Source organism: Streptomyces thermospinosisporus (assembly GCF_039526425.1).
Classification (GTDB): Bacteria; Actinomycetota; Actinomycetes; order Streptomycetales; family Streptomycetaceae; genus Streptomyces; species Streptomyces thermocarboxydovorans.
In genome coordinates this window covers 13,256-36,608 of the sequence record NZ_BAAAIZ010000069.1, presented here as the reverse complement: position 1 = coordinate 36,608, position 23,353 = coordinate 13,256, and the positions used below count along the sequence as shown (strand labels likewise).

General features: G+C 72.8%; 15 protein-coding genes and 3 tRNA genes. 10 read left to right on the top strand and 8 right to left on the bottom strand.

What is annotated here, in order from left to right:
• Positions 1-93 precede the first annotated feature (93 nt).
• A complete protein-coding gene (locus ABD207_RS22150) occupies positions 94-1,359 on the top strand; it encodes an NAD(P)/FAD-dependent oxidoreductase (RefSeq protein WP_344014851.1) in 1,266 nt (421 codons plus the stop codon).
• Positions 1,360-1,429: 70 nt separating this feature from the next.
• A complete protein-coding gene (gene dnaG / locus ABD207_RS22145) occupies positions 1,430-3,355 on the top strand; it encodes a DNA primase (RefSeq protein WP_344014850.1) in 1,926 nt (641 codons plus the stop codon).
• Between the two features lie 28 nt (positions 3,356-3,383).
• Here dnaG and ABD207_RS22140 read toward each other — a convergent pair whose 3' ends face one another.
• On the bottom strand, positions 3,384-4,343 hold the full coding sequence (locus ABD207_RS22140; protein WP_344014849.1) for a nucleotidyl transferase AbiEii/AbiGii toxin family protein: 960 nt from the start codon (positions 4,341-4,343) through the stop codon (positions 3,384-3,386).
• 26 nt (positions 4,344-4,369) lie between these two features.
• The gene (locus tag ABD207_RS22135; RefSeq protein WP_344014848.1) at positions 4,370-5,014 is read right to left on the bottom strand and encodes a hypothetical protein; all 645 of its coding nucleotides are present in this window, start codon (positions 5,012-5,014) and stop codon (positions 4,370-4,372) included.
• Positions 5,015-5,153: 139 nt separating this feature from the next.
• Here ABD207_RS22135 and ABD207_RS22130 point away from each other — a divergent pair, with 139 nt between their 5' ends.
• Entirely contained in the window at positions 5,154-6,449 is a 1,296-nt protein-coding gene (locus ABD207_RS22130; RefSeq protein WP_344014847.1) for an RNA polymerase sigma factor, read from the top strand.
• A 325-nt stretch (positions 6,450-6,774) separates the two neighbouring features.
• Here ABD207_RS22130 and ABD207_RS22125 read toward each other — a convergent pair whose 3' ends face one another.
• The 4 genes from ABD207_RS22125 to ABD207_RS22110 form a co-directional block, all read right to left on the bottom strand.
• Positions 6,775-8,703 (bottom strand): ABC transporter ATP-binding protein, encoded by a 1,929-nt coding sequence (locus tag ABD207_RS22125; RefSeq protein ID WP_344014846.1) that lies wholly within the window; start codon positions 8,701-8,703, stop codon positions 6,775-6,777.
• Complete coding sequence (locus tag ABD207_RS22120; RefSeq protein ID WP_344014845.1) at positions 8,703-10,436, bottom strand: ABC transporter ATP-binding protein; 1,734 nt, start codon at positions 10,434-10,436, stop codon at positions 8,703-8,705. Before ABD207_RS22120 ends, ABD207_RS22125 begins: the two co-directional genes overlap by 1 nt.
• Before the next feature lie 150 nt (positions 10,437-10,586).
• A complete protein-coding gene (locus tag ABD207_RS22115) occupies positions 10,587-12,038 on the bottom strand; it encodes an FGGY family carbohydrate kinase (RefSeq protein WP_344014844.1) in 1,452 nt (483 codons plus the stop codon).
• Between the two features lie 84 nt (positions 12,039-12,122).
• Entirely contained in the window at positions 12,123-12,428 is a 306-nt protein-coding gene (locus ABD207_RS22110; RefSeq protein ID WP_344014843.1) for a YtxH domain-containing protein, read from the bottom strand.
• A 166-nt stretch (positions 12,429-12,594) separates the two neighbouring features.
• Between ABD207_RS22110 and ABD207_RS22105 the strand changes: the two genes are divergently transcribed.
• The 3 genes from ABD207_RS22105 (at position 12,595) to ABD207_RS22095 (ending at position 12,999) form a co-directional block, all read left to right on the top strand.
• Positions 12,595-12,667, top strand: a tRNA-Asn gene (locus ABD207_RS22105).
• A 5-nt stretch (positions 12,668-12,672) separates the two neighbouring features.
• Positions 12,673-12,745, top strand: a tRNA-Asn gene (locus ABD207_RS22100).
• A gap of 177 nt (positions 12,746-12,922) precedes the next feature.
• Positions 12,923-12,999 (top strand) — tRNA-Ile (locus tag ABD207_RS22095).
• Between the two features lie 718 nt (positions 13,000-13,717).
• Here ABD207_RS22095 and ABD207_RS22090 read toward each other — a convergent pair.
• Both ABD207_RS22090 and ABD207_RS22085 read right to left on the bottom strand, forming a co-directional pair.
• On the bottom strand, positions 13,718-14,131 hold the full coding sequence (locus ABD207_RS22090; protein WP_344014842.1) for a PIN domain nuclease: 414 nt from the start codon (positions 14,129-14,131) through the stop codon (positions 13,718-13,720).
• Positions 14,128-14,385 (bottom strand): type II toxin-antitoxin system VapB family antitoxin, encoded by a 258-nt coding sequence (locus ABD207_RS22085; RefSeq protein WP_343999152.1) that lies wholly within the window; start codon positions 14,383-14,385, stop codon positions 14,128-14,130. Before ABD207_RS22085 ends, ABD207_RS22090 begins: the two co-directional genes overlap by 4 nt.
• Positions 14,386-14,943: 558 nt before the next feature.
• Between ABD207_RS22085 and ABD207_RS22080 the strand changes: the two genes are divergently transcribed.
• From ABD207_RS22080 to ABD207_RS22065, 4 genes are all read left to right on the top strand, one after another.
• Positions 14,944-16,536: a TIGR02677 family protein gene (locus ABD207_RS22080; RefSeq protein ID WP_344014841.1), complete on the top strand. Its 1,593-nt coding sequence runs from the start codon at positions 14,944-14,946 to the stop codon at positions 16,534-16,536.
• Between the two features lie 79 nt (positions 16,537-16,615).
• Positions 16,616-17,866 (top strand): TIGR02678 family protein, encoded by a 1,251-nt coding sequence (locus tag ABD207_RS22075; protein ID WP_344014840.1) that lies wholly within the window; start codon positions 16,616-16,618, stop codon positions 17,864-17,866.
• Positions 17,863-21,960, top strand: coding sequence for a TIGR02680 family protein (locus ABD207_RS22070; RefSeq protein WP_344014838.1), 4,098 nt, complete (start codon positions 17,863-17,865; stop codon positions 21,958-21,960). Before ABD207_RS22075 ends, ABD207_RS22070 begins: the two co-directional genes overlap by 4 nt.
• Positions 21,957-23,231, top strand: coding sequence for a TIGR02679 family protein (locus ABD207_RS22065; protein WP_343999160.1), 1,275 nt, complete (start codon positions 21,957-21,959; stop codon positions 23,229-23,231). Before ABD207_RS22070 ends, ABD207_RS22065 begins: the two co-directional genes overlap by 4 nt.
• Positions 23,232-23,353: the final 122 nt, after the last annotated feature.

The window sequence follows — 23,353 nt, the reverse complement described above, 5'->3', positions numbered from 1 at the left end:
CCGTAGGTGGCCTGATCGGGTCACTCCCTCTTCACGTGCCCGGCCCGGTGCGGGAGGCTCGCACGTGGTGGCACCGCTACGAGGAGGCATCAAGTGGTCGACGCGGATCAGACATTCGTCATCGTCGGAGGCGGCCTGGCCGGCGCGAAGGCGGCCGAGACGCTGCGGGAGGAGGGCTTCACCGGCCGCGTGATACTGATCTGCGACGAGCGGGACCAGCCGTACGAGCGTCCGCCGCTGTCCAAGGGCTACCTGCTCGGCAAGAAGGAGCGGGAGAGCGTCTTCGTGCACGAGCCCTCCTGGTACGCGCGCCATGACGTCGAGCTGCACCTCGGGCAGACCGTCGACGCCGTCGACCCCGCCGCCCGCACCGTCCGCTTCGGCGAGGACGGCACCACCGTCCGCTACGACAAGCTGCTGCTTGCCACCGGCGCCGAACCCCGCCGTCTCGACATCCCGGGCACCGACCTGGCCGGCGTCCACCATCTGCGGCGCCTCGCCCACGCCGAACGGCTGAGGGGCGTGCTCGCCTCGCTCGGCCGGGACAACGGGCACCTGGTGATCGCCGGGGCCGGCTGGATCGGCCTGGAGGTCGCGGCCGCGGCCCGCGAGTACGGAGCCGAGGTCACCGTGGTGCACCGCGGCCCCGCCCCGCTGCACTCGGTCCTCGGGCCCGAGGTGGGCCAGATCTTCGCCGAGCTGCACCGCGAGCACGGCGTCCGCTTCCACTTCGGCGCCACCCTCACCGAGATCACCGGCCAGGACGGCGTGGTCCTCGCCGCCCGCACCGACGACGGCGAGGAGCACCCGGCGCACGCGGTCCTCGCCGCCATCGGCGCCGCCCCGCGGACCGCCCTCGCCGAATCGGCCGGCCTGGCGCTGGCCGACCCGGCGGACGGCGGCGGCGTCCTCGTCGACGAGCACCTGCGCACCTCCGACCCGCACATCCACGCCGCCGGCGACGTCGCCTCCTTCCCGCACCAGCTGTTCGGCGCCCGGCTGCGGGTCGAGCACTGGGCCAACGCCCTCAACGGCGGACCGGCCGCCGCACGGGCCATGCTGGGCCGGGAGGAGAGCTACGACCGGCTGCCCTACTTCTTCACCGACCAGTACGACCTGGGCATGGAGTACTCGGGCTGGGCGCCGTCCGGCTCGTACGACCAGGTGGTGCTGCGGGGCGACGCGGGCAAGCGGGAGTTCATCGCGTTCTGGGTGAAGGAGGGCCGGGTGCTCGCCGGGATGAACGTGAACGTGTGGGACGTCACCCAGCAGATCCAGCAGCTCATCCGCTCCCGGGCCCAGGTGGACACGGAGGCCCTGGCGGACCCGCACATCCCCCTGGAGTCCCTCGCCTCCTGACGTCCGTCCTTGCCCTCACCCCCGTCTCACGCCGCGCAGGAGTGTCGGACCACCCCCGTAGAATTCACGCGTGGCAGGACGGATCAACGACGAGGATGTGAAGGCGGTACGGGACGCGGTCCCGATCGACGCCGTCGTGTCCGAGTACCTCCAGCTGCGCAACGCGGGCGGCGGCAACCTCAAGGGGCTGTGCCCGTTCCACGACGAGAAGTCGCCGTCCTTCCAGGTCAGCCCGAGCAAGGGACTCTTCCACTGCTTCGGCTGCCAGGAGGGCGGCGACACCATCACCTTCGTGATGAAGATCGACCACCTCTCCTTCTCGGAGGCGGTCGAGCGGCTCGCCGCCCAGGCCGGCATCACCCTGCGTTACGAGGAGGGCGGCTACAACCCCGCCCACCAGCGCGGCGAACGCATCCGCCTGGTCGAGGCCCACAAGATCGCCGCGGAGTGGTACGCGGAGCAGCTCGCGACCAGCCCCGAGGCGGAGACCGGCCGCGTCTTCCTGGCCGAGCGCGGCTTCGACCAGGCCGCCGCCGTGCACTTCGGCGTCGGCTACAGCCCCCAGGGCTGGGACCACCTCACCCGCTATCTGCGCGGCAAGGGTTTCAGCGACAAGGAGCTGATCCTCTCCGGCCTCTCCCAGGAGGGCCGCCGCGGCCCCATCGACCGCTTCCGCGGCCGGCTGATGTGGCCCATCCGCGACATCGGCGGCGACGTCGTCGGCTTCGGCGCCCGCAAGCTGTACGAGGCGGACAACGGCCCCAAGTACCTCAACACGCCCGAGACCGCGATCTTCAAGAAGTCCCAGGTGCTGTACGGCATCGACCTGGCGAAGAAGGACATCGCCAAGTCCTCCCGCGCGGTCGTCGTCGAGGGCTACACCGACGTCATGGCCTGCCATCTCGCCGGGGTGACCACCGCCATCGCCACCTGCGGCACCGCCTTCGGCGGCGAGCACATCAAGATCCTGCGCCGCCTGCTGATGGACAACGGCTCCGCCCGCGTCATCTTCACCTTCGACGGCGACGCGGCCGGCCAGAAGGCGGCCCTGCGCGCCTTCGAGGACGACCAGAAGTTCGCCGCCGAGACCTACATCGCCATCGCACCGGACGGCATGGACCCCTGCGAGCTGCGGCTGGCCAAGGGCGACGAGGCGGTCGTCGACCTGGTCGAACCCCGCACCCCGCTGTTCGAGTTCGCGCTGCGCCAGATCGTCTCCCGCTACGACCTCGACACCCCGGCGGGCCGCGCCGCCGCCCTGGACGAGGCGGCGCCCGTGGTCGCCCGGATCAAGAACAGCGGCGCCCAGCACGAGGTCGCCGTGCAGCTCGCCGGCATGCTCGGCATCCTGGACACCCAGTTCGTGGTCCGGCGGGTCGCCCAGCTCGCCCGCTGGTCCCGCGAGCGCGGCGGCAAGGGCCCGGCACCGGACCGGCGGCAGCGCCCCGGCGCCCCCCAGCAGCACGCGGTGGCGGCCCCGCCCGCCCCGCGCGGCCCCGCCCTCAACCTCCGCAACCCGGTCCACGCCACCGAACGGGAACTGCTCAAGCTGGCCCTCCAGCGCCCCGAGCTGGTCTCCCCGGCCTTCGACGCCTATGGCGTCGACGAGTTCACCGCCCCGCCGTACGCGGCCGTGCGCCAGGCCATCCTGGACGCGGGCGGCGCCGAGTACGGCATGCAGGACCCGCAGGCCTATCTGATCCGGGTCCGCGACGCCGCCCCCGACGACACGGTCCGCGCCATGGTCACCGAGCTGGCCGTGGAGGCGATCCTGCTGCCCCGGGGCGTCAAGGAGGCCGACGAGACCTACGCCGGCGCCCAGCTGGTCACCGTCCGCCGCCGTGCCGTGGAGCGCCGCATCCGCGACATCACCAGCCGCCTCACCCGCCTCGGCAGCCATGCCGACCCGACCGAAGTGGCCGCGGTGCAGAACGAGTTGTGGGTGCTCCAGCAGTACGACCAGGCGCTGCGCGAGCACGGCGCGGCGGCGCTGTAGGCCCGGCGCCGGGGCGTCGCGGGCACCGTCAGCGCTCCGGGAACGCGGGCGTCACCGCCCGCACCAGCCGGTCGGCGAACTCCCGCCCCCGCTCGGCGAGTTGCGGGTACTCGGTGGCGAAGTGCTCCCACTCCACGTACGCGACGGCCTCCACCAGGTCCTCCAGCAGGATCTCCTCGCGGTTCAGCCGGGGCCACTCGCCCGACAGCCGGAACACCTCGTGCAGCAGCGCGTAGGGAAGCGGATGCCGCTCGGCCAGCAGCACCGCGTCGTACAGATCCTTGCCCTGCGCGTGCAGGTCGTTGATCAGCCACATCAGCTTCCAGGCCAGCGACAGCTCCGGCGACGCGGCATTGACCACCGTGCCGTCCGGCAGCCGCACCGGCCGGGGCTCCTCGGGCAGCCGCTCGTTGAAGACGAAGTCGAGCTGGACGTACCCGCCGGGCAGCTCCGGAGCCGTCCACGGCAGCACCAGACGCCGGCCGGGCACCCGGTCGTAGGTCCAGATGTCCTCGGTCACCGCCTCGGCCGATGCGATGCCGAGCCCCTCTCCCCGTTCACCGGCCGCCACCTCGGCGGCTCCGGCGACCGAGTCCGGCATCCGCTCCGTCCGCCGGTCCTCGATCCCCCAGGTGTGCGGCACCACGACGAAGTCCAGGTCGCCCGGCTCCCGCGCGGCATCGCCGAACCACACCGACATCAGCACACTGCCCCGCAGCACCAGCGCGTCCGCCCAGCCCGACTCCGCGATCGCCGCCAGCACCAGATGCAGGACGCGGCGCCGCGCCGCACGCCAGGCGGCATCGCGCTCCGGGTCGGAGAAGGACGGATCGGTGGCCCGGTAGGCGTTCTGATAGTGCTTCAGAGACGGGTCGAACACCGGGCGCTGGACCACATCGTCCCCCGGCACCCACTGCAGCGACCGCGGCAGCAGATAGCGCGCACGCGTGGCCTCGTCCAGCGGCTCCCGGGGAATCTCCGTGCTCATCCACCGGAAGTCGTGCCACGACCGCGTCATCCCGTCACCCCCGCAGGCTCCTCGAGCCATCCGTCGTCCACCGACACATCGCTGTCGTACAGCACGAACTCGCGCTCCACGCCCAGCACTTCGAACCCGTCCAGCTCGGCGAGCAGCTTCCGCAGCGCCCGCCCGGCGCCCGCCGCGTCCACCCCGTGGCAGCGCTGCGTCACGAACCGCTCGTGCCGCGCGCCCTCCCGCATCCGGCGGGCGTTCCACGACAGATGGGCCCGGTGCGGCACCACCCGGGCCGCCAGGGCGTCCAGGTCCGTGTCCGCACCGAGCAGCAGCTTCACATGGTGCTCGAAGTACCGGCCGTCCCCGCACGGGCCCTGCGGCACCTCCGGAGCCCAGGGCGCCGACTCGGTCTTCACCCGCACGACCTCGAACCCGTCCGCCCGCAGCCGCGCCGCCACCTCGCCCGCCCGCACCCGCTCCTCGGCCCAGGAACGGGAGCCGGACAGGGTGAGCATGGGCTGCTCGCGCATCCGGCCCCGGGCCAGCACGATGTGCGTCAGCTTCACCCCGGCCGCCTCCGCCCACCGGCGGAGCCGTTCGGCCTCCGCGGGCACGGTGCAGCGGACGGTCACATGGGTCTCGTAGAACGGGCCGGACATGCGGGGAATGAGCGGGCCGGACATGCGGGGAATCGTCGCAGACCCGGACCGTGCCCGGCATCCGGTTTCCGGCGGGGTGTAACCGGGCGGTCACGGACCGGACGCAAAAAGTCATCGCACGCCCCTCGTGATGACGATGTGTCGTACCCCACACTGGGGTGCGGTGCCTGAGTCCTCGGAGCGCGGCCGATCCGTCACCGACGAATCCCCACCCCCCGCGGTTCCGCTCATCGCGTACGGGACGGACAGCGGCGAGGCCGCCGACTCCGCCCCCGAAGTACCGCTGCCGTCCCCCCTGGCAGCGATCATCCTGGAGGTCGCCCCCGTGCAGACCCAGACCCTCACCCAGACCGACACGACCAGCGTCGGCACGCAGTCCGACCGGGACGTCCTCGTGGCGCTGCCGCCGCGCGGCCGGCTGCTGCACCGCCCCGGCGCGGAGCCCGACCCGGAGTCTCCCGCGGCGGCCGGACCGCCCGCCGATCCCCCGGCCGAGGCCCTGGAGGCGGCCGGACCGGTGCCCGCGTCCCTGCGGCCCGAGACCACCGGCCCCTCCTCGGACCTGTTCCGCCAGTACCTGCGGGAGATCGGCCGCATCCCGCTGCTCACCGCCGCCGAGGAGGTCGAACTGGCCCGCCGGGTCGAGGCCGGACTGTTCGCCGAGGAGAAGCTGCGGCTCACCCCCGACCTGGACAGCCAGCTCGCCCTCGACCTGGACCGGCTCGTGGTGATGGGCCGGATGGCCAAACGCCGCCTGATCGAGGCCAATCTGCGGCTCGTCGTCTCCGTCGCCAAACGGTACGTGGGACGCGGGCTGACCATGCTCGACCTGGTGCAGGAGGGCAATCTCGGACTGATCCGGGCCGTGGAGAAGTTCGACTACGCCCGCGGCTACAAGTTCTCCACCTACGCCACCTGGTGGATCCGCCAGGCCATGTCCCGTGCGCTCGCCGACCAGGCCCGCACGATACGGGTCCCGGTGCATGTGGTGGAGCTGATCAACCGGGTGGTCCGCGTCCAGCGCCGCATGCTGCAGGAACGCGGCTACGAACCCACGCCCGAGGAGGTCGCCGCCCATCTGGACCTGCCGCCCGAGCGGGTCTGTGAGGTGCTGCGGCTCGCCCAGGAACCGGTGTCGCTGCACGCACCGGTGGGCGAGGAGGACGATGTGGCCCTCGGCGACCTGATCGAGGACGGCGACGCGACCAGCCCCGTGGAGTCGGCGGCCTTCCTGCTGCTCAAGGAGCACCTGGAGGCGGTGCTGTCCACCCTGGGCGAGCGCGAACGCAAGGTCGTCCAGCTGCGGTACGGGCTGATCGACGGCCGGCCCCGGACGCTGGAGGAGATCGGCCGCATCTTCGGCGTGACCAGGGAGCGCATACGGCAGATCGAGTCCAAGACCCTCAACAAGCTCCGCGACCACGCCTTCGCGGACCAGCTGCGGGGCTATTTGGACTGACGGCGCCGGCCGACAGCGGCGCCGGCCGACAGCGGCACCGGTCGGCAGCGGCATCGGCTCCGGCGGCAGCGGCACCCGGCGCCGGCGGGACCGTCACCCGGACGGGACGGACACCGGCCGTGGCGGCGGCCCGGTGGGGGCCGGTGGCGCGGCCTCCCCGCGCCACCGCCCGCCTGTTCCGGGCCTGCGATCCGGCCTGTTCCGGGCCTGCGACCCGACCCGCACCGTGCCCGCGACCGGACCCGCACCAGGTCCGCGACCGAGCCCCCGCCGGCTCAGTCGACCTCGGCCCCCGCTGGCTCAGTCGACCTCGGCCCGCGCCGGCTCAGTCGACCTCGGCCACCGCGGAGGCGAACTGCGCCTGATACAGCCGCGCATACGCGCCGCCCGCGGCCAGCAGCTCCTCGTGCGTGCCCTGCTCCACGATCGAGCCGTTCTCCATCACCAGGATCGTGTCCGCGTCCCGGATGGTGGAGAGCCGGTGCGCGATCACGAAGGAGGTCCGCCCGTGCGCGAGCTTCGCCATCGCCTTCTGGATCAGCACCTCGGTCCTGGTGTCCACCGAGCTGGTCGCCTCGTCCAGCACCAGGATCACCGGGTCGGACAGGAACGCCCGCGCGATGGTGATGAGCTGCTTCTCACCCGCGCTGACCCCGCTGCCCTCGTCGTCGATCACCGTGTCGTAGCCGTCCGGCAGCGTCCGGATGAACCGGTCCGCGTGCGCCGCCCGGGCCGCCTCCTCGATCTCGGCGCGGGTGACCTCGCGGGCGGCGCCGTAGGCGATGTTCTCCGCGATGGTGCCGCCGAACAGCCAGGTGTCCTGCAGCACCATGCCGATCCCGGACCGCAGTTCGTCCCGGGACATCCGCGCGATGTCCACCCCGTCCAGGGTGATCCGCCCGCCGGACACCTCGTAGAACCGCATCAGCAGATTGACCAGCGTCGTCTTGCCGGCGCCGGTCGGGCCGACGATCGCCACCGTGTGCCCGGGCTCCACCGTCAGCGACAGATCCTCGATCAGCGGCTTCTCGGGGTCGTACCGGAACGACACATGCTCCAGCGCGACCCGCCCGCGCACCTTTTCGGGCCGGACGGCCGGCACCGGGTCCGCCTCCTGCTCCTCGGCGTCCAGCAGCTCGAAGATCCGCTCCGCCGAGGCCACCCCGGACTGCACCAGGTTCGCCATCGAGGCGACCTGCGTCAGCGGCATGGAGAACTGCCGGGAGTACTGGATGAACGCCTGCACATCGCCGATGGACAGCGAGCCGGAGGCGACCCGCAGCCCGCCGACGACCGCCACCAGCACATAGTTGATGTTCGACACGAAGAACATCAGCGGCTGCATGATGCCGCTGTTGAACTGCGCCCGGAACCCGGCCTCGTACAGCGCCTCGTTCTCCTCGGCGAACCGCTTCGCCGACTCCTCCTGACGCCCGAACACCTTCACCAGCGCGTGCCCGGTGTACATCTCCTCGACGTGCGCGTTCAGCCTGCCGGTGGTGCGCCACTGCTGCACGAAGTGCGGCTGCGACCGCTTGCCGACCCGCGTGGCGACCACGAACGACAGCGGCACCGTCACCAGCGCCACCAGCGCCAGGATCCAGGAGACGTAGAACATCATCGCCAGTACGCCGATGATGGTCAGCAGCGAGTTGATCAGCTGGCCCATCGACTGCTGCAGCGTCTGCCCGATGTTGTCGATGTCGTTGGTGGCCCGGCTCAGCACCTCGCCGCGCTGGCGCTTGTCGAAGTACGACAGCGGCAGCCGCGCCAGCTTGGTCTGCACGTCCTCGCGCATCCGGTACATGGTGCGGTTCACCGCCCGGTTGACCAGCCGCGTCGCCACCGCCATCAGCAGCCCGGCGCCGGCGAACACGGCGAGCGCCAGCAGCAGGACGTTGCCCACGGCGGTGAAGTCGATGCCCTGGCCCGGCGTGAAGTCGGCGCCCTGGAGCATGTCGGCGACATCGCCGTCGCCGCGTTCCCGCATCGAGTCGAGCACCTGATCCTTGCTCGCGCCCTCCGGCATCTCGCGGCCGACGATGCCCGCGAAGACCAGGTCGGTCGCCCGGCCGAGGATCTTCGGGCCGACCACACTGAGCCCGACGCTCACCACCACGCAGGCCAACAGGCCGTAGAGCGTGGCGCGTTCGGGCCGGAAGCGGCCGATCAGCCGCTTGGTCGAGCCCTTGAAGTCCATCGTCCGCTGGTCGGGGCCGCCGCCGGCCATCATCCGCCCCATCGGCCCGGCCATCAGGCAGCCTCCGCTTCCGTCAGCTGGGAGAGCACGATCTCCCGGTAGGTCTCGTTGTCCGCCATCAGTTCGTGATGACGTCCGGTGCCGACGACCCGGCCCTCGTCCAGCACCACGATCCGGTCCGCGTCCCGGATGGTCGCCACCCGCTGGGCCACGATCACCACGGTCGCCTCGGCCGTCTCCCGGGCGAGCGCCTCCCGCAGCGCGGCGTCGGTGGCGTAGTCGAGCGCGGAGAAGGAGTCGTCGAAGAGGTAGATCTCCGGGCGCTGCACCAGCGTGCGGGCGATCGCCAGGCGCTGCCGCTGACCGCCGGAGACGTTCGTCCCGCCCTGCGCGATCGGCGCGTCAAGACCGCCCTCCAGCCGCTCCACGAAGTCCCTGGCCTGCGCCACCTCCAGCGCGTGCCACAGCTCCTCGTCACTGGCGTCCGGATTGCCGTACCGCAGGTTCGTCGCCACGGTGCCCGCGAACAGATACGGCTTCTGCGGCACCAGGCCCACCGTGCGGGCCAGCAGCCGCGGGTCGAGGTCCCGCACCGGCACGCCGTCGACCAGCACCTCGCCTTCGGTGGCGTCGAACAGCCGGGGGACCAGCCCCAGCAGCGTCGACTTCCCGCTGCCGGTCGAGCCGATGACGGCGGTCACCTCACCCGGCCGCGCCACCAGGTCGACCGCCTTCAGCACCGGCTCCTCGGCACCTGGATAGCGGAAGCCGGCGCCCCGCAGCTCCAGATGCCCGTGCCGGCGCAGCTCGGTGACCGGTGCGGACGGCGGGACGACGCTGGAGGAGGTGTCCAGCACCTCGTGGATGCGCTCGGCGCACACCTCGGCGCGCGGCACCATCATGAACATGAAGGTGGCCATCATCACGGACATGACGATCTGCATCAGATAGGCGAGGAACGCGGTCAGGTCGCCGATCTGCATGCCGCCGCTGTCGATGCGGTGCGCGCCGAACCACACCACCGCGATGGACGACAGGTTCACCACCGTCATGACCACCGGGAACATCAGCGCCAGCAGATTGCCGGTGCGCAGCGCCACATCGGTCAGCTCGGTGTTGGCCTTCCTGAAGCGCCGCTCCTCGTAGTCGTCCCGGACGAACGCCCGGATCACCCGGATGCCGGTGATCTGCTCCCGCAGCACCCGGTTCACCGTGTCCAGCCGCTCCTGCATCCGGCGGAACAGCGGACGCAGCCGCCGCACGATCAGCGTCACGCAGATGCCCAGCACCGGCACCACCGCGACCAGCACCCCGGACAGCGGGACGTCCAGGCCGAGCGCCATCACGATGCCGCCGACGCACATGATCGGCGCCGACACCATCAGGGTGAACGACATCAGCACCAGCATCTGCACCTGTTGGACGTCGTTGGTGGTCCGCGTGATCAGCGAGGGCGCACCGAAGTGACCCACCTCACGCGCGGAGAAGGACTGCACCCGGTCGAACACCGCGGCCCGCACGTCCCGGCCGAGCGCTGCGGCGGTGCGGGCGCCGTAGTAGACGGCACCGATGTTGCACACCACCTGCGCCAGCGAGATGCCGGTCATCAGGGCGCCGTAGGTCAGGATGTAACCCGTGTCACCCCGCACGACACCGTTGTCGATGATGTCCGCGTTGAGGGTGGGCAGATAGAGCGTGGCGCAGGTCTGCAGGAACTGCAGCAGCACCAGCAGAGCGATGGGTCTGGAGTACGGACGGAGGTAGGTCCGAAGGAGTCGTATGAGCACGCTGTTTCTCTCGGAAGGGTCGACGCGGGGCCGTTTGGTTGCCCGTGGCCCCTATCGTCGGACACTCCAGCGGCGTTACCTCAACCCATTTACCTGATTCATGTGTTCCGGGTCACACGCATGCCCCGGCCCTCACGGCTCTCCAGGTCCCTACGGCCGGAACGCCCCCGGATGCGTCTGCTCCCGCACCGCCACGTACTGCTGGCGCACCGCCTGGCCAACCGCCAGCTCCTCGCCCGGATCCAGCACCTGCGCCGCCGCGCCCTGCCACACCGGCGGGGTGCGCGGATCGAGGGTGCCCTGGGAGACGCCGAGCGCCCAGGCCGCCTGGCGGGCGGCGCCGATCGCCGCGTAGTCGGCCGGCTGCGGCACCATCACCTGCGCCCCGAACAGCGAGGGCGCCGCCGCCTGCACGGCGGGCAGCTCCGCGGCCGGGCCCAGCAGGAACACCCGCCGCACCTCCACGCCCCGGCCGCGCAGCACGTCGAGCGCGTCGGCGAGACCGCACAGCATCCCCTCGAAGGCGGCCCGCGCGAGGTGCTCCGGCTTCATCGACTCGCGTCTCAGCCCGGCCAGGGTCCCGGCGGTGTGCGGGAGGTTCGGTGTGCGCTCGCCCTCCAGATAGGGGAGCAGCACCAGCCCGTGCGCGCCCGGGGTCGACTTCATCGCCAGATCCGACAGCGACTCCAGGTCGGGCAACTGCAGCAGCTCCGCCGTCCCGCGCAGCGCGCGCACCGCGTTGAGGGTGGTGACCACGGGCAGGTGCATCCCGGTCGCGTCGGCGAGCGCGGTGATCGTCCCGGTCGGGTCGTAGAGCGCCTCGGGGTGCACGGCCATCACCGAGCCGGACGCGCCGAGGGACACCACCGCGTCTCCGAGTCCGATGCCGAGTCCGAAGGCCGCCGCCTGTGTCTCACTGGTCCCGGCGGAGATCAGCAGCCCCTCCGGTGTGGTGCCCGCCGCCTCCGCCGGGCCGATGACCTCGGGCAGCATCGCCTGGTGCCCGAGCGCCAGCTCCACCAGGTCCATCCGGTAGCCGCCGGTGGCCGCCGCCCAGTAGCCGGTGTGCGAGGCGCCGCCCCGGTCGGTGGTGCGCCGCACCGGCCGGCCGAGCAGCTGCCACACCAGCCAGTCGTGCGCCTGGAGGAGGACGGCGGTGCGGGCTGCGTTCTCCGGTTCGGTACGGGCCAGCCAGCGCAGCTTGGTCACCGAGTGCGCGGCCTGCGGCACGGCGCCCACGGCCTGCGCCCACGCCTCGCGCCCGCCGAGCGCGTCGATCAGATCCGCGGCGGCGACCTGCGTCCGCTTGTCCCCGCCGACCAGGGCCGGGCGGACGGTGTTGCCCTGCGCGTCCAGCGGCACCAGCGCGTTCGCCTGCGCCGAGACGCCGATGGCCTGCACGCCCTCGAGCAGTCCGCCGCCGGCCGCCTCGCCCAGCGACAGCAGCCAGGCCTGCGGATCCACGTCGGAGGGGCGGGTGCCGTCGGGGCCCTGAACCGGATGCTGGGCATAACCCTGCCTGAGCACGGCCCCGGTGTCCGTGTCACACACGACGATGCGAGTGAAATCGGGCGCACTGTCCAGCCCGGCGACTATCCCCATGTCGAAAATTCTGCCGTACCGCTCCGCCGGGGTCGGGCCACGGGCGCCGGGTGCCCGGCGCTGCCCGGCACCCGGCAGGTGCGGTCAGGTGTTGCTGGTGCCCCAGTCGTCCTCGCCGGAGCCGTGGGCGGTGCGCTCGCGGAGGGTGCGGACCCGCTGGGCGACCGAGTCGGGCATGCGGTCGCCGACCTTGTCGCTGACCGCGTGGTAGGCCTTGCCTGCGAACTCCCGGCCCTGGTGGGCGGCGGTCTCCGCGGTGTTGCGGACCGCGGGATTCTGCGCGAGCTGCATGGCGGACTTCTTCAGCTGCTCGTAGCGCTCGCGTCCGGCGCGCGTGCCGAGCACGTACCCCAGGACGAGTCCGGCGGCGAACGTGAGCCGGTATCGCATGGTGGCCACCCTTCCCTTGCAGATCTGCGTAGGTCTCCGGTGCGGCAACGGCGCCGGGGAGTACCGATTGGCGGAGCACCCCCCTGCTTGCGCTAATGTATGTGTCGCAGCGAGCGCGCGCCCCCTGGCGGATACCCAGGTAGGTACGTTCGATGCAACGAGGCATTCCTCCGTAGCTCAATTGGCAGAGCAGCCGGCTGTTAACCGGCAGGTTACTGGTTCGAGTCCAGTCGGGGGAGCTCGGTCCTCCGTAGCTCAATTGGCAGAGCAGCCGGCTGTTAACCGGCAGGTTACTGGTTCGAGTCCAGTCGGGGGAGCATGCTGAACGAGGGCCCCTCCGGGGTCCTTTTTCATGTCCGCCGGAACCGCACGGGGCTCACCGAAGTCTCCATGGTCACGGGCACCGGGCATGGCCGACCAGCCGAGGCAGGAGATCGTATGAGCGGCTATGCTGCGGCAGACGGCGCGCACACATGTACGCGACACGCCGCTATGGGGCGGTAGCTCAGCCGGTTAGAGCAGCGGACTCATAATCCGTCGGCCGTGGGTTCGAGTCCCACCCGCCCCACCAAGCGCAGGTCAGAGAAACGTTCTGACCTGCGGAGACATCTCTTCGGCTGTCCGTATTCGGTACTTGGGGTCAACGGATGCCACTCCGTTTGCCATTACTTCGGTCAACATGTGAGTCCAGGGTTGCCTGTGGGCTGTGACCTGCGGTGGTGCAGTGACTGGAGAGGCGTCGGACTGGCGTGGAACCGTGGACAGGGGACGCTCAGGGGACACGAGGTTTCAGGAACGGCAGTGCGACTGTGCGGCGCGGCCCTCGTAGGCGCCGCGGCCCTCTTCCCGCGACAGCCGGCTCCGCGCGACATCCGGCAGCTGGGGCGCGTCCGGCTGATAGTCGAGCGCCCGCAGCGCCACCCGGGGGGCCGGGCAGCCCTGCGGGCCTGCACGTCGGGGCCCACGACGGCGACCGTGGAGCCGCGACAGCGTGAACGCCCGCCCGCCGTCGTGCAGATGACACCGCGCAAGGGGTGCGGCGGGTCGAGTTCCAGGGCACTGACGGTACGGATCGTTCGGTTGCCCGTGATCGGCGACGTGCTCGGTGGTGACCGTGCGGCTGTTGTCGGCGGCGGGGCGGTCTGGTGTATGTCGGTGTGGGAGAGGGTTCGGGCGTAGCCGGCGGCGCTCTGTCGGGTCGGTGTCCAACGGGACGCCGTTGTACGGATTGAGGGCCGGGGCGCCCGCTCACTGCGTGCTGGACGGCGTCTTACTGCCCTTGAGGCGGATCAGTCCTTGAGGTCGATCATTCGTACCGGCTGTCCGGTCGTCCGGGCGATCGTTTCGAAGTCGCGGTCGTGGTGAAGCAGGGTCAGCCCGGACTCTTCCGCGGTAGCGGCGACGAGCAGGTCGACGGGGCCCGAGCTGCGGTGCTCGCCCTTGGCGGTGAGCAGTTCCTGGACGACGCGTGCGCGTCGGTAGATGCCGTCGGGCATGGGGCACCGCGTGTAGTGCGCGTTCAGCGTGCGCTGCACGCGTTCCCGGTCTACCGCCGAGCGTGCGGAATAAAGGACTTCCAGTTCGGTGAGGTCGCAGAGGGCGACGAGCCCTGCGCCGATCCTGTCGTCCCACTCAGCCGTGGTCCGGCCGAGGAGGACGCGAGCGAGGGCGGAGGTATCGATCAGGTAGTCGGCGACCGTCACTCATCCGCTCCTGCGTCGCGGACACCGTCCGGCTCGCCGGCGGACCGGTACCTGTTCTTGTCGAGGAGGATGTCCATGTCGAGTGCGCCTCCGGCGATCAGCTCGCGAGCTTCTCCGAGAGCCCGCAGCCGCCGGTAGCGGGCGGTGACCTCCCGCAGGGCGGTGTTGATGGTGTCGCGCTTGGTCGTGGTGCCGAGCTCCTTGGCGGCGGCCTCCAGCGCCTCGTCGTCGAGGTCGATCACGGTGCGGCTCATGACGCCCCCCTTGTATATACGGCGTTGTATATCAATATACACGATCCGGTATGCCTAGCGGTGGGTGTTGCTTGTTCCGGGATGTCTGCGCGTGGCAAGCCGGCGGAACGACGTAGCCAGGATTGCCGCTGCAGAGGCCTCATCGGGAACATGCCGGCTGCGAAGCTGTGGGCCGTCGTGCGGGCGGCGCCTTGCCCGGCTCGGGCGGCCCAGGACCGCTGAGCTGCCGACCTCAGGTGCGTGAGGAGGAGGTCGCGCGCCGTCAACCTCCTTGTCTGCGCGACGGCGGTCCGTCACGGCCACACCCTGCTCCACGTGGAGAGCGACTTCGCCACCGTGTCGGCAGTCTTCAAGGAATCGAGCAACGAGACATGCGTGTGTGAGGAAACACGGGGTCCGGCGCCCTTCCGGCCGTCCTCCCGGGGATGCGGCGGCAGCCGCCCATCCATGGTCAAACCGGGCTGGGTCATCCCGGGGCATACGGCGTGCAATCACCCAGTGTGGAGGTTTGGCCATGGCTGCCGTGAGGGGGTATGCGTCTGGGAGAATGCCGGGACGATGACGTCGCAGCCTGCCGAACCCGACCCCGTCGAGTCCACCGAGCCCGCCTCCTACGCTCCTTTCGCTCACCTCACCGTGCCCAACACGGCCCTCTACCGTCAGGTGATGGGCGTCTTCATGGCGGCCAAGGAGCGGTTCGCGGTGCATCTGCGGCCCGAGGAGGTGCACGCGGCGCTGGCCCCGGAGCACCGGCCCGCCGACCTGGACACCGTGGCCAAGGCGCTGGACAGCCTTGTGGAGTGGGGCAATCTGCGGGCGGACCCGGACACCTCCCGGGTCACCGCGGTCGAGGACTTCTACCGCAAACGCTTCATCTACCAGCTCACCCGGGCCGGCGAAGCCGTCGAGCAGGCGCTGTCCGCGTACGACGAGGCGCTGGGGCGGCGCGGCGCGCTGCAGGCGGTGGCGCTGCACGACATCGTCACGCAGCTGCGGGCTCTGCTGGTGCTCGCCGCCGAGCAGGAGGAAGGCGAGCCGGACGCGGCCAAGGCGCATCTGGCACTGTCGGCGCTGACCAGCCGGTTCGAGGCACTTGCCGAGAACGCGCGGGCGTTCATGGGGTCGCTGCAGCGCACCATCGACCTGCACGGGGTCGAGGTGGAGGTGTTCCTCGCCTACAAGGACCGGCTGATCCAGTACCTGGAGCGGTTCATCCAGGACCTGATCACCCTCGGCGGGCGGATCGCACGGCTCATCGGGGAGTTGGAGGAGCAGGGCCGGGTCGGCACGCTGCTGCGGCTGGCGGCGGCCCGGGAGGCGGGGGACGCCGCCCCGGACGAGGCGGAGACCGCCGAGGCGCAGGCGTACGCACGGTGGGTGGGGAAGTGGGAGGGGCTGTCGGCCTGGTTCGTGTCGGCGGACGGCCGCGAGTCGCAGGCCCGGCTGCTGCGCGGACGCGCGCTGGGGGCGATCCCCCAGCTCCTCGCTGTCGTACGGCAGGTGAACGAGCGGCGGGCCGGGCGCTCGGACCGGTCGGCGGACTTCCGCACCCTGGCCCGCTGGTTCGCCGAGGCCCCCGACGACGAGGCGCGGCACCGGCTGTGGCGCGCGGCCTTCGGCCTCTACCCCGCCCGCCATCTCACCGTCGACGCCGACACCCTCGCCGAGCGCGCCGCCCGCCCGGTGGCCGCCTCCACCCCCTGGGCCGGGGCCGAGCCGCTGCGGATCAGCCCGCAGCTGCGCCGCACCGGAAGCTACGAGCGCCGCGGCAAGCCGCGCCGGGTGCAGGACCGGTCCGACCAGCGGCGGCAGCTGGCCGAGATCGCCGCCAAGCAGGCCGGGGAGATCGCGGCTGCCCGCGCGCGGCTGGCGACCGACGGCACCACCCGGCTGTCGGCGCTCCGGGAACTCGACCCGATGGCCTTCGGCCTGTTCCTGGGGCTGCTCGGCGACGCCCTCGCCACCTGGCGGCCCGGCGTCACGACGACCCAGGCGACCAGCAACGACGGCACGATGGAGATCCGGCTCACCGCCCTGAACGACGGCACGACCGCGGAGATCCGCACGCCGGGCGGGGTGTTCCGGGGCCCCGACCACATGGTCGAAATCACCGACCTCACCAGGAGCAACGCAGTGCGGGAGGCACGATGACCACCCCGAGCCGTCAACCTGCCTCTCACCGGCATCCCGCCCCGGGCCTCGCAGGGGCCGCCGAACGGAGATTCCACCAGTGACCACGCCCCTGGGGGAGGTGCTGGACGGCCGGCGTACCGCCGAGTTCCACAAGGCCGCCCGCGCCCTGCTGAAGGAGCCGCTGCTGCTCGCCCGCGGCCCGTACGCCGACGCCCACCGCCTGGTGCGGCAGCACGCCGCCGAACTGCGCGACTGGTTCGACCGCAACACCGGCTGGTCGCTGCGGGTGGACGCCGAGGCCGCCCGGCTGCGCCGGACGCCCGGCACCCTGGCCGACCCGACCCACCCGGCACGCGAGGCATCCCGCGCCGGCGCGCCGTTCAGCCGCCGTCGCTATGTCCTGCTGTGCCTGGCGCTGGCCGTGCTGGAACGCGGCGAGGCGCAGGTCGCGCTCGGCCGCCTCGCCGAACAGGTCGTGCTGGACGCCGCCGATCCCCGGCTCGCCGCCGCGGGCGTGGAGTTCACGCTGGAGCGGCGCGACGAACGCCTCGACCTCGCCGCCGTCGTACGGCTGCTGCTGCGGTACGGGGTGCTGCGGCGGGTCGCCGGGGACGAGGAAGCCTACGTCAGCGGGGCGGGGGACGTACTGTACGACGTGGAGCGCCGGGTGCTCGCCGGGCTGCTCGCCGCCCGCCACGGCCCGTCGATGATCACCGCCGACGGCTTCGAGGAGCGGCTGGCCGCACTCACCGCGGAGAGCGCCCTGGACAGCGACGAGCTGCGGTTCCGCGCCATCCGCCAGACGCTGACCCGCCGCCTCCTCGACGACCCGGTGCTCTACTACGCCGACCTGACCGACGAGGAGTTGGCCTACCTGACCCGCCAGCGTGCCTTCCTCACCGCGCGGATCACCGAACTGACCGGCCTGGTCGCCGAGGTACGGGCCGAGGGCATCGCCATGGTCGACCCCCTGGACGACCTCACCGACGTACGCATGCCGGAACAGGGCACCCACGGACACGTCACCCTGCTGCTCGCCGAGCACCTCGCCCGCATGGGCGGCGAGGTGAGCCGGGGCGAACTGGAGCGCCGGGTAAGGGAACTGGCCGCCGAGCACGGCGGGTACTGGTCCAAGAGCGCCAAGCAGCCCGGCGCGGAAGGAGAGCTGGTGGAGCAGGCGCTGGCCAAGCTGACCGCGCTCGGCCTGGCGACCCGCACTCCCGCAGGTGTGGCCCCGCTGCCCGCGCTCGCGCGGTACGCGGTCGGAGAGACCGTCGTCGTGGAACCGGGAGACCGCATGCCTCGTCAGACCCCCCGCACCGCTCAGCGAAAGGCCCCCCGGACGTGACCGCCCTTCCCCAGCCCGCACCCGGCCGGTGGCGGCCGCTGCGCATCGGCCTGGTCGACCTCTTCTACTACGACACCGAGGAGTTCTGGTTCCGCGACGGCCGCCTGCTGCTGCGCGGCAACAACGGCACCGGCAAGTCCAAGGTGCTCGCCCTCACCCTCCCGTTCCTCCTGGACGGTGATCTGTCCCCCCGCCGTGTGGAGCCCGACGCCGATTCGGCCAAGCGCATGGAGTGGAACCTGCTGCTCGGCGGGGAGCACCCGCACCCCGAACGGCTCGGCTACACCTGGATCGAGTTCGGCCGCGTCGACGAGGACACCGGGCAGGCCCTTTTCCGCACGCTCGCCTGCGGACTGAAGGCGGTGGCGGGCCGCGGCATCGCCCGCCACTGGTACGCGGTCACCGACCAGCGCGTCGGCCAGGACCTCAGCCTGCTCGACGCGACCGGCACCGCGCTGTCCCGGGACCGGCTCGCCGAGGCGATCGCCGGGCACGGCATGGTGTACGGCACGGCCGCGGCGTACCGCAGGGCGGTGGACGAGGCACTGTTCGGGCTCGGCGAGCGACGCTACACCGCCCTCGTCGACCTGCTCGTCCAACTGCGCCAGCCGCAGCTGTCCAAACGGCCCAACGAGGCCGCGCTGTCCCGCGCGCTGACCGAGGCGCTGCCGCCGGTGGACCAGGCGCTGATCGCGGACGTGGCCGAGGCGTTCCGCTCCCTGGACGAGGAGAAGGAGGAGCTGCGGGCGGCCGCCGAGGCGGAGCGGGCGGCCTCCGCGTTCCTCGACCATTACCGGCGCTACGCCCGCGTCGCCACCCGCCGCCGGGCCCGGCTCCCCCGCAGCGAGCACGCCCGCTACGAGCAGTTGCACCGCGACCTGGCCCAGGCCCGCGCCGAGCGGGAGGAGGCCGAGCGGGACCGGGCGGCCGCGGCCGAGCGGATCGCCGAGCTCGAGGAGAGGTCCACCCGGCTGAAGGCGCAGGACGCGGCGCTGCGCGAGGGCCCCGAGATGCGCAGCGCCCGCGAACTGGAGCAGGCCGCGGCAGACGCCCGCCGCACCGCGGGGGAGCTGGCCCGCACCGAGGCGGACCGGCAGCAGGCGGCCGAGGCGCACACCCGCGCGCTGGGCCGCCTGCAGACGGCCGAGCGGCGGCTCACGAGGGCCCAGGAGCAGGTCGCGGACACGCTGGCACGCGTGCGGGTCGCCGCCGCGGCGGCCCGCGTCGACGGCGAACCACACACCGAGGGCGTGCCGGAGACAGAACTGCGGCGCGCGGCCGAGGAGTCGGTGGCCCGCAGACGGCGCACCATCGAGCATGTGGAGGAACTGGCGGCCCGAGCCGAGCGGGCCGCCGCCGAACGGCGCGCCGCCGCCCGCCGCCTGGACGAGGCCGAAACCGAGGCCGGGCACACCGCACGGCGGCAGGCCGAGGCGAAGGACGGCGCCGCCGAGGCGGGCCGGGACCTCGTCGCCCGCGTCCGCGAACACTTCGGCGTCTGCGAGGAGCTTGCCGTCGCCGATCCCGCCGGGCTGCTGGACGGCCTGCAGGACTGGGTGACGCACCTTCAGGGACCTTGTCCGGCACGGGAGGCGGCCGGCGCGGCGCACCGCGCGCGGGCGGCGCACCTGGCCGACCGGGCTGCCGCCCTGGGGCAGGAGCTGGCCGGCCTCGAGACCCGGCGCGCCGAGGCCGAGCGGGAGCTCGCCGGCCTGGAGGCGGGCGGTCAGCGGGGGCCTACGGCGCCTCACACCCGTACGCCCGGAGTCCGCGACCAGGTCCCGGGTGCGCCCCTGTGGCGGCTGGTCGACTTCCGCGACCAGGTCACCGCCGCGGAACGCGCGGGCCTGGAGGCGGCGCTGGAGGCCTCCGGGCTGCTGGACGCCTGGGTACGCCCGGACGGCACCGCCGTGCACGCGGACGGACACGACACTCTGCTCGCGCCGGGTGCTCCCCTGAGCGGGCCGACGCTCGCCGACGTGCTGCGCCCCGCCGTGGACCACGGCGACCCCCACGCGTCGGCGGTGGACGAGCAGACGGTGGCCCGCCTCCTCGCCTGTGTGGGCCTCGGCTCCGGCGGGGACACCTGGGTGGCGGCGGACGGCCGCTTCCGCGTCGGCGCGCTGACCGGCAGCTGGTCGAAACCGGCCGCCACCTACGTCGGCGAGGGCGCCCGCGAGGAGGCGCGCCGTGCCCGGATCGCCGCTCTGCGCGACGAACTCGCGGCCCTGGCGGACGAGGTGTCCCGCCTCGAAGCCGAGTGCGCCACGGTCGCCCGGCGCCGGAGCACCCTGGACGCCGAACTGGCCGGTGTCCCCGACGACGACGCGCTGCGCCACGCGCACGCCCTCGCCGCCGCGGCCACGGACGCCGCCCACCGCGCACGGGCCCGCCACGACGAGTGCGCCGCCGACCTCGCCGAGGCGACCCGGCAGGAGGCGGAGGCCGCCACCGAACTGGGCGACACGGCCGCCGCGGTGAACCTGCCCGCCGACCGGGCCGGCCTGACCGCCGTCCGCCAGGCGCTGGCCGACTACACCGCCGTCCTCGCCGCCCTGTGGCCCGCGCTGCGCGAGCGCGCCGACGCGGCACGGGCCGTCGCCGACGAACGCGCCGAGGCCGAGCGGGCCGGCGGCAGAGCAGCCGAACTGGCCGAGCGCGCACAGGAGTCGGCTCGCCTCGCGGCGGCCGCCGACGAGCGCCACGCCACCCTGCGCTCCACCGTCGGCACCGCCGTCGCGGAGCTGGAGCGGCGCCTCGCCGAGACCGCCCACGCACTGGCCGCGTGCGAGCGCGGGCAGCGCCGGGCACGCGAGGACCACACGGCCGCCGACCGGCGCGCCCACCTGGCACTCGGGCACATAGAGCGCCTCGACGTGGACGTCCGCGAGGCGACCGAGGCCCGCGCCGAGGCCGTCGCCGCGCTCCAGCGGTTCGCGGGCACCGGGCTGCTGGCCGTAGCCCTGCCCGAGGCGGCCGTACCGCCCCTGGACGCCGGACCGTGGGCCGCCACCCCGGCCATCGCGCTCGCCCGCGCGATCGAGAGCGACCTGTCCGACACCGATGACTCCGACGGCGCCTGGGAGCGTGTGCAGAAGCGGCTCAGCGAGGAGTACAAGAAACTCCAGGACGCCCTGTCCCGCGGCGGCCACTCCGCCTCCGCCCGGATGATCGAGGACGGCATGGTCGTCGAGATCGTCTACCAGGGCCGTGAGCGGGCCGTCCCCGAGCTCGCCGAAGCCCTCGCCGCGGAAGTGGCCGAGCTGACCCGCATCCTGTCCGCGCACGAACGGGAGATCCTCGAAACGCACCTGATCACCGAGGTCGCCGGCACCCTGCAGGAACTCATCGGCGCCGCCGAGCGCCAGGTGCGGGCCATGAACGCCGAGCTCCAGGAGCGGCCCACCTCCACCGGCATGAGACTGCGGCTGACGTGGCGCCCGTCGCGCAAGGCGCCGGCGGGGCTCACCCAGGCCCGTGAGCGGCTGCGCCAGTCCGCCGACGCCTGGACACCCGAGGACCGGTCGGCGGTCGGCGAGTTCCTGCAGTCCGAGATCGCCTGCCGGCAGTCCGAGGACACCGCGGGCAGCTGGCTGGAGGTGCTCACCGCGGCCCTCGACTACCGGGCCTGGCACGAGTTCGGCATCGAACGCCACCAGCATGGCAAGTGGGTCCCGGCCACCGGGCCCGCCTCCGGCGGCGAGCGCGTCCTCGCGGTGTCGGTACCGCTGTTCGCCGCGGCCTCCTCGCACTACGCCACCGCCGCGCCGCACGCCCCGCGCCTGGTCACCCTGGACGAGGCCTTCGCCGGCGTCGACGACGACTCCCGCGCCAAGTGCCTGGGGCTGCTGCACGCCTTCGACCTGGACGTGGTGATGACCTCCGAACGCGAGTGGGCCTGCTATCCGCAGGTCCCGGGCATCGCCATCGCCCAGCTGTCCCGCGTCGACGAGATCCCGGCGGTCCTGGTGACCCGATGGGAGTGGGACGGCACGCAGCGACTGCGGGGCAGCGAACCCGGCCATGGGCTGGTGGCCCTCCCCGCGCAGACCGCCGCATCCGCTCCGGAGAGCCAGGACAGCCTGTGGGCGTGAGCGAGGACAGCAACGAGAACACGAGCACGCCGCCGGGCGGAGCCACGCCGCCCGGCGACCGCGACCGCCTGGCCCGCCTCCTCGGCGGCCCCGAACTCGCCTGGCTCGTCGACCGGGTACGCCGCCGTATGGCACGGGACGAGCCCCTCACCGGACCCGTCACCCTGTCCGACCCCACTCCCGCGCAACGCGAGGCAGCCGAACGCCTGCTGGGCCGCGCCCCCGGCGCCGGTCGCTCGTTGCGCATACGCCTCGACGCGGTGGACGCCGTCCTGCGCCGCTCCGGCGCCGGCCCTGACGGCCTCGCCGCCGCCGTCACCGCCCTCACCGGCCCCGTCACCCGCCTCGCCGAGGTACGCGAGCAGGAGGAAAACGCCTGGCGGGAGGCCTACGCCCCGCTGGACACGCTGGTCCGTACGGCCAGGCCCGAACTGGCCGCATGGGCCGACCGGTTGCGTCGCGACGGGCTCGTACGCAGGCTCGCCCGTCCGCAGGCGGCGACGAAACTGCTGGGCGACACGGCCGAGGCCCTGCGCCGTCTGCCCGCCGACCCGGCCGTGTCCATGCCCGCCTTCGCCGCCGACGCGTTCGGCGACGCGCACGCCCTCGACGACGGCACCCCGCTCGCCACCCTCGTCCTGTCCGGCGTCCGTGCCCTGACCGGCTTCCCGGACGGCAGCGGAGCCGAGTGGCGCCGCGAGGCCTGGGCGTCGGCCGGCCTGCTCAAGGACGCCCTGTCCTGCACCGTCCTCACCCTGGGTCTGCGGGGCACGCCGGCCCTCGACTGGGCGGCCGACGCGGGGGAGCCGGCCGTCCTGACACTGCGCCAGCTCACCCACCTCCCCCCGCGTACGGCTCCCACAGCGGTCCATGTGTGCGAGAACCCGGCCGTGCTGGCCACCGTGGCCGACACCCTGGGTCCCGCATGCCCGCCGCTGGTCTGCCTCCAGGGCCAGCCCTCGGCCGCCGCCCTCACCCTGCTGCGCCACCTGCACACCCACGGGGCCACGCTGCTCTACCACGGCGACTTCGACTGGGGAGGCCTGCGCATCGCCACCACCCTGCTGCACCGCGTCCCCTGGCGCCCCTGGCGCTACACGGCCGCCGACTACCGCGCCGCCGCCACCGCCACCCCGCTGGCCCCGCCCCTGACCGGCACACCCGCCACCGCCCCATGGGACCACGAACTGTGCCCGGCTCTCACCGAACTCGGCGTGCGCATCGAGGAGGAGACGGTGCTCGACGACCTGCTGGCCGACCTCGCGTCCTGACCGGGCGCTGGGACAGAGCTTCGGCGCACCACGGCCGGACAGGCGGTGGACGACCGCCGGACACGGCGGCAGCGCGCGAGCCTTCCGCACGGGAGTACCTGGGCCATTACAAGGACGCGGCG

Coding starts and splice junctions, on each gene's coding strand:
- ABD207_RS22125 (WP_344014846.1), bottom strand. CDS start 8,703: ATGGCCGGGCCGATGGGGCGGATGATGGCCGGCGGCGGCCCCGACCAG.
- ABD207_RS22110 (WP_344014843.1), bottom strand. CDS start 12,428: ATGCGATACCGGCTCACGTTCGCCGCCGGACTCGTCCTGGGGTACGTG.
- ABD207_RS22135 (WP_344014848.1), bottom strand. CDS start 5,014: ATGTCCGGCCCGCTCATTCCCCGCATGTCCGGCCCGTTCTACGAGACC.
- ABD207_RS22080 (WP_344014841.1), top strand. CDS start 14,944: ATGACGTCGCAGCCTGCCGAACCCGACCCCGTCGAGTCCACCGAGCCC.
- ABD207_RS22140 (WP_344014849.1), bottom strand. CDS start 4,343: ATGAGCACGGAGATTCCCCGGGAGCCGCTGGACGAGGCCACGCGTGCG.
- ABD207_RS22085 (WP_343999152.1), bottom strand. CDS start 14,385: ATGAGCCGCACCGTGATCGACCTCGACGACGAGGCGCTGGAGGCCGCC.
- ABD207_RS22115 (WP_344014844.1), bottom strand. CDS start 12,038: ATGGGGATAGTCGCCGGGCTGGACAGTGCGCCCGATTTCACTCGCATC.